Source organism: Mycolicibacter engbaekii, from assembly GCF_002101585.1.
Classification (GTDB): Bacteria; Actinomycetota; Actinomycetes; order Mycobacteriales; family Mycobacteriaceae; genus Mycobacterium; species Mycobacterium engbaekii.
This window is the reverse complement of the sequence record NZ_LQOT01000008.1, coordinates 89,766-95,844: the sequence shown is the minus strand read 5'-3', so window position 1 is coordinate 95,844 and position 6,079 is coordinate 89,766. Positions and strand designations below refer to the sequence as shown.

The 6,079-nt window shown below is 67.1% G+C and carries 6 protein-coding genes and 1 pseudogene; all 7 read right to left on the bottom strand.

All coding sequences use genetic code 11. The annotated features are described in order from the left end of the window. A pseudogene (locus AWC02_RS01345) lies at positions 1-438 on the bottom strand (type VII secretion-associated serine protease); the annotation flags it as partial. Positions 439-476: 38 nt separating this feature from the next. Continuing rightward, positions 477-2,075 carry a type VII secretion integral membrane protein EccD gene (eccD, locus tag AWC02_RS01340; RefSeq protein ID WP_085126500.1) on the bottom strand — a complete coding sequence of 533 codons (1,599 nt, stop codon included), beginning with the start codon at positions 2,073-2,075 and terminating at the stop codon, positions 477-479. Positions 2,076-2,080: 5 nt separating this feature from the next. Next, complete coding sequence (locus AWC02_RS01335; protein WP_109560813.1) at positions 2,081-3,097, bottom strand: MinD/ParA family ATP-binding protein; 1,017 nt, start codon at positions 3,095-3,097, stop codon at positions 2,081-2,083. An 88-nt stretch (positions 3,098-3,185) separates the two neighbouring features. Then, positions 3,186-4,034: an ESX secretion-associated protein EspG gene (locus AWC02_RS01330; protein ID WP_085126496.1), complete on the bottom strand. Its 849-nt coding sequence runs from the start codon at positions 4,032-4,034 to the stop codon at positions 3,186-3,188. Positions 4,035-4,128: 94 nt separating this feature from the next. Then, entirely contained in the window at positions 4,129-4,422 is a 294-nt protein-coding gene (locus AWC02_RS01325) for a WXG100 family type VII secretion target (protein ID WP_085126494.1), read from the bottom strand. Positions 4,423-4,461: 39 nt separating this feature from the next. After that, entirely contained in the window at positions 4,462-4,779 is a 318-nt protein-coding gene (locus AWC02_RS01320) for a WXG100 family type VII secretion target (RefSeq protein WP_085126492.1), read from the bottom strand. Between the two features lie 116 nt (positions 4,780-4,895). Continuing rightward, positions 4,896-6,077 carry a PPE domain-containing protein gene (locus tag AWC02_RS01315; RefSeq protein ID WP_085126490.1) on the bottom strand — a complete coding sequence of 394 codons (1,182 nt, stop codon included), beginning with the start codon at positions 6,075-6,077 and terminating at the stop codon, positions 4,896-4,898. Positions 6,078-6,079: the final 2 nt, after the last annotated feature.

The following is a 6,079-nucleotide window of genomic DNA, read 5'->3' as shown; positions in this document are numbered from 1 at the left end:
GGCGGGGACCGCCGGCATGGGGCGGGGCATCGGCAGCGCCCCCAGCGGAGCCGCGGCGATGATCGACGCGGCGATCGTGCCGTGCGCGTCGCAGTCCTGCAGGCCGCCGAGACCCTCCGCCCCGCCCATGATGTAGTCGCCCCCGGCGATCGCCGGCAAGCGGGGATTCGGTGTGACACCGGTGTCGATGACGGCAACCGGGACGCCGTTGCCGGTGGAGTACTGCCATGCCGCGGCGATACCCAGCATGTCGAATCCGGGTGCCAGCTGCGCCACGTCGGGATTGCCGACCGTGATCGGGACACTGCAGGAATTCGAGCGCCGCATCGGCTGGTCCGGTCCCGGCGTGCCATCGGCAGGGACCAGCGCAGGATCGACCGAAGGAGGCTCGATCGCCCGGGCTGGAGGTGGGCCGCTCGACGCAAAGACCAGCGCCATCACCGCGGCGACGATGGCCCCGCGAGCCGGCAGGTGCCTCAGTTGCGGACCCACACGAACAGTCCTCCCAGCCACGCGCCCAGTACGCCCACCACGATGAATGCCAGGACTTCCAGCCATTCGACGGCCAGCCGGATCCAGGGCACAAACTTGGTTTCGGGTACCAGCAGGCCGGCGGCCAGCCCCAACCCGGCGAAGACGGCGATGGCAGCGGCCGGCCACAGGAAGCCGGCGGCGGAATCGCCAGGGCTCGCCAGGGCGTATTTGACGATTCCGGCGAGTACGGCCGCGCTGGCTCCCCCCACCAGTGCAATCGCTTGGACGCGTGCGGCGAAACCGCGGCCCTGAGTGATGAACAGGCCAGCCACCAGACCGCATAGCGCCACCGCGCCACGCTGCCGTGGGCCGCCCGGGGTGAGCACCATCCAGACCGCGATCGGCAATGCGATGCCGGCCGCGACACAAATCCCGACCTGCACGGAGTTGATCAAACGCGCGGAGGCCGCGATCGCCGCGCCGCGGGCCGAGATGTCGACCAAGTCGTCCTCGTCGTCCTCTGCATCCTCGGGCGTGACGGGGGAGACCGTGTCGATCGGCATGTTGGCACGACGGGCGAACAAGTCTCGCCCGGTGATCGAACCGAAGTAGGGCGGCCGCACCCGTGCAACCCACAGCGCGATGGTGGGGGCCATCCGCAACAGGATCAGCAGGCCCAGCAGAAGGCAGATGCCGATCACCTGCGGCGACACCGGCTGCCACATCCGGGTTGCCGCCACCGCGCCGCCGATTCCCGCGGCGGCGACGACCGCAGTGGCAACCGTGCTCTGCGAACGAAGCAGCACGCTGAGGCCGATCGCGCCGAGCGCCAGCACTGTCAGCCCGATCATCACGTGGGGCGCCCCCAGGGAGCCGGGCGCCGCGCAGAACGCTGCGCAGGACAACGCGAGCACCGCCAGCCAACCGAACCCGCTGAACAGGTCGCCGCGTGCGGGCCAGTTGCGCCGGATCACCGTGGCCCCCAGCGCCAGCAACCCCCCGAGGCCCACCAGGACGGCGGCAGGAGGCCAACTGTCGCTGAAGGTTCGGGCCCGGACCGCCAGCGCCGCAAGCACCACCACCGACAAGGCCGTCAGCCCGATCGCAGTGTGTGCGGCGGTCAATGCGGTGACCGGGGCGAACATCCGGTCCACCTTCACCTTGAGCAGGCGGGTCACCGTCTGCTCGTCGGCCTTGTGGCCGCACTCTGGGCACTGAATCTCCGGCTGGGCTCCCAGCCGGCGTGCCGTTGCGGCCAGGGCGCTCGACAGGGACTCGTACTGCGGCTCGAAGGAGTCGCCGCCCACCACCGGAACCAGGACCAGGGTGTCGCCGTCTTGTACGCCCAGGTCGTCGAGGCTGCGTGCGATGTCCAGCCGGACGCCATTGACCTTGTGCAGTTCGTAACTTCCCGGCGGCAGCGCAACCCCGTCAAAACCGTGGTGCCGCAGATCCTCGTCGAGCAGCTCGACCATTCCCTCGAAGAATTCTTCGACGGGAATCCCGGCCGGGAAGACCTGAGAAACGAGGTGTTTATCGTAGGCGAGGCTCACCGCACAGCGTGCCGGAAATGCGACTTTTGCTGGTGTCGGGGAGGTCACCGCGTTTACCTTTCGGTGTCGGGCACGAACTTGTCGGCCAGACCAGCGGTTATTTCAAATAGCCGCAGTCGGGTCTTCTTCTTCACCTCATTCGGGACATCGATGATTCCGCCCTTTGCCAGATGAGCGTCATAGGGCATGACCTCCACGGTGGCGCCGGTCTTGCTGAACCGCTCGGTCAGATATGCCACCGCAGCACTGTCGGCTCTCGGGGCGGAGTGGTTGAGGATCACCGTGGAACGCGAAACCAGCTCGTGATAGCCCTGCGAAGCCAGGTAGTCCACCGCCCGCAACACAGGACGGGACTGGTCGGCGGTGACCCCCGACACGAAGACGAGGGTGTCGGTGTTCTCCAGCACCGGTTTCATGACCGGGTGTTCGAGGTCCGCCGCCGTGTCGACGACGATCACATTGTGCGTGCGTCGCAACCGCGACAACACCCCGCTGAACATTGCCGGGACAAGCGGCCTCAACTGGTCCGAGGTGCGATTGCCTGCCAGAACATCTAGGCCAACGGCATTCTGGCCGAGGTGTTCCCGGATATCGGAATACCCCTGTACGTCGGTGTCGCTCAGGACGGCCGAGTAATCACCCGGAGGGTGCTCGTCAATGCGGTCAGACAGGGTCCCGAAGCCCGGGACGGCGTCAATCGCGATGACATTCTCGGGCCGACATTCCCGGAAGACGCTGCCGATGGCCGCGGTCATCGTCGTCACGCCGGTGCCGCCCTTCCCGGACACCAACGTGATCACGTACTGCCGCCGGATGTGCCGACGAATTCTATTACGCAAGTCGCGATAATGGCGTTCGCTCGGAGATTCGCCAGGATTAACGGTTTTAGCCGACAGGACATAGACCAGTCTGCGCCAGCCCGAGCCCGGTGGAATCTTGCGCGGCGTCGCCAGGTCGGAAATACGCATCGAGTCCGATATCGAATCGCGGTAGCTGGGGCCCGATGCCGGATCCCACCGCACAGATGAGCCTTCGTCCGGCATATTCGGGCTATTCCACGGGCTCGTCACGAGCGTGATGTTAACACGATTGCTGAAACTGCGATTGCTACGTTTCTGGACCGGAATGCACGGTAAAGGCAAGGCCGTGAATTCACTGTCATACAACCCGCCGGTGGGAATGCCAGTCCGCGCCCGCGGGCAGCCGGGCTATGAGCCGCAGGATCGCACCGGCGACATCGCTACGAGTGCCGGGGGAGACGATTTGGTACCGGCGACCGCCATTGTCGACATTCTCTACACAGACGCGGCCGGCCGGGGTGTCCGAAATCAGCACCGTGGTGTCCCCCACGGCTACGCGGGCGAGTTCCTCGGCGCCTGCGCCCGGCTGGATCGCGACGATGTTGGCCTGGCCCGCCAGCTCCGGGTCCGCGGCCATCGCCACGATCTGCTGCTGATCGATATCGAGCCGGAGAGCGGCCAGGTGCTGACGAAGACTCTCCGGGCTGCGAACTCGTTCGAGCAGTTCGCTGGTGTCCAGGGTGACTGGCCGCAGCGGTGCTGGGTCGGTGACACCGCACAGCCGCTCGATCTGCCCGACGAGGAGCTCGCCGGCAGCCTCCTGGTCGGCGGCAATTCCGGCGGGATAGAGCCGCACCTCGAGACCATGGCGTTCCAGCACCACCCACCAGGAAGCGAATCGGCTGATCGAGACACGGGTCAGGTGCTGGGGGTCGCCGTGGGGCTGACCGGGGAAACTGAGGTTGAGCATCAGCGCGATGTCGCGTCGCATGATCACCGTCAGCCATTCCCGCAGCATCGGGTCGGCTTGGCCCTGTTCATCGAGAGCGCCGATGGTGCGCAGCTCCTGCGCCATCGGATGCGCAAGCGCGCGCTCGGGAGTGTCCAGACGGGGTAGTAGTGGCCGCAGGCCCAACTCCGGGCACAACGATTCGATGCCGGTGACGGCCTGCAGCACCCACAGTCCGTCAACAGTGGTCGTCAGCACGGGGCCCTCTCCTCAATCGGTGGTTTGCGGCAGCCGCGCCGACATGCGAAGTGGGGCATCTGCGTCGTATCGCAGACACCCCACTTCGAGCGGGTCAAAAGATGTGGTTGATCGTCTGGTCGGTCTGCACCGCCCCATCCAGCACGGAGCCGATGGTGGAACCGTGGTGACCGATGGTCTCGATCAGGCCCTGCAGACCGGAGAGCATCTGCGCCTGGGCTTCGAAGAATCCGGTGGCACCATGACCGGCGAAGTACTCGGTCAGCATCTGGGTCAGCTGGTGAGCATCGGCGTGGATCTGATCCAGGGCGCTCGCGTTGCCGATGACGCCGTGGGCGTGGTCGCTTACGGCGCCGGGGTGGTAGGTAATTCCGTCACTGGTGGACATAGGAATCGGTGTCCTTTCGAGTACAGGGGTGGTGGGGTGTTAGGCGGACTGTCCGCCGAACAGCGAGTGGAAAGCGTGCTCGGAGTGGGACTCGTGCGATTCCATGAGCGCAGCGGCCTGGTTGAGACCTTCGGTCAGCCGGCTGCCGCCGATGAGGACCTTCTGCATGTCGTCGTGAATCTGCGCGGCGGTGGTGAACGAGGCCCGCGACCCCGCGCCGTCCCACGTCGACGCCCCCAGAATGTTCTCGTGGTCGGCCAGGTACTGGTTGGCGATCGCCTGCGCATGTTCGATGTGCTGCGACAGTTTTGACGCGGTGTTCCGCATCAGTTCGGGCGTGACGACAATGGCTGCCATCGATTCCTCCTCGGTTGTAGAAACAACCCCCCCGGATTCGGCGGGATCTGGCTGGCGGTAGTCTATTTGCTCCTTTTAGCTGTGTCGATTCACCCTGTGGCCCACAAAAGCCCAGGTCAAACCCGATCGTCGATAACGCGCACGGTGGTGGTCCGGTCCGAGTGGCCGTTGTTGGTCTTGCCGCCGGCTCCCGCCGCGGCGCCGGGCGCGATGGGCATGCCCCCCATGCCCGTGGCGCCGGTGGTCGTCAGCCGGTTCGTCTCGACCGAACCCAGCGCGCCGCTGGGCCGCAATCCCATCGGACGCCCGCCACCGGAGTCGAAGGCGCTGACGGGCCGGGTGAACGCGGAGACCGGCGCGCCCGGCCCGCCTGTCGCGACGCCACCGGAGGAGGTGGTGGCGTTCGCCAGCGTCGCCGTGGCGGGAAGCCCGGTGGCCCCTGGGGAGTTGAGCGCCCCGCCCAGCGCGTTCGGGTTCATGAACATGCCCATCAGGGACTGCATCGGGCTCAGCATCGACTGCGGGAGCTGCGCCAGCGACTGCGGCGCCTGGGTCAGCGTCGAGCCGATCTGCTGAACCGGGCCCAGCAGGGAGCTCATCGGGTCGCCCATGCTCTGGGCGGCACCGGCGCTCTGGCCGGCAGCGTTGGTGGCGGTAGACGTGCCGGCGTGGGCGGCGCGCATCGCGCCTCCGGCAGCGGCCTGGGAGGCCGCCTCGCCGACAGCGCCGGCCGCCGCAGCGGGAGCTGCCGGGGAAGCGCCCATAGGCGCCACCGGAGCGGGAACCGTCAGGCTGGCGGTGAGCGCCGTCAGCGTCGCCCCGTAGGACGCTCCCACCGCGGCGTTGTTCGGCCAGAACAGGCCGTAGTACTCGTATTCGAGCGAAGCGATCCGCGGCGTCAGGGCCCCGAGCACCGACGGGTTGATCGCGTAGTCGGTTGCGGTCTCGATCCGGTTCTCTTCGCACTCGGCGGTGGTGCGCATGCTGGCATAGGCGAGCCGGTAGGCCTCGACGGCCGCCGCGACGATGGGGGCCTTGACGTCTACCCATCCCGCCAAGCCGTGCAGGGCGACGTTCAGCAGGGTTGCGTTGAGGACCGATCCCTCGGATCCGGCTCCGATCCACCGCAGTGAGGTCAATGCCGTGTTGACCGCCGAGGCGATTCCCGACGCATGATGGGCCACACCCAGCGCCGACCATGCGGCGCCGTTGGCCAGCATGGTCGGAATGCCCGCGCCGGATTTGATCAACATGTCGTTGGTCTCCGGTGTGCGGGCGGCCCACCCCGGGTCGGCCATGG

Coding starts and splice junctions, on each gene's coding strand:
- AWC02_RS01325 (WP_085126494.1), bottom strand. CDS start 4,422: ATGTCCACCAGTGACGGAATTACCTACCACCCCGGCGCCGTAAGCGAC.
- AWC02_RS01320 (WP_085126492.1), bottom strand. CDS start 4,779: ATGGCAGCCATTGTCGTCACGCCCGAACTGATGCGGAACACCGCGTCA.
- AWC02_RS01315 (WP_085126490.1), bottom strand. CDS start 6,077: ATGGCCGACCCGGGGTGGGCCGCCCGCACACCGGAGACCAACGACATG.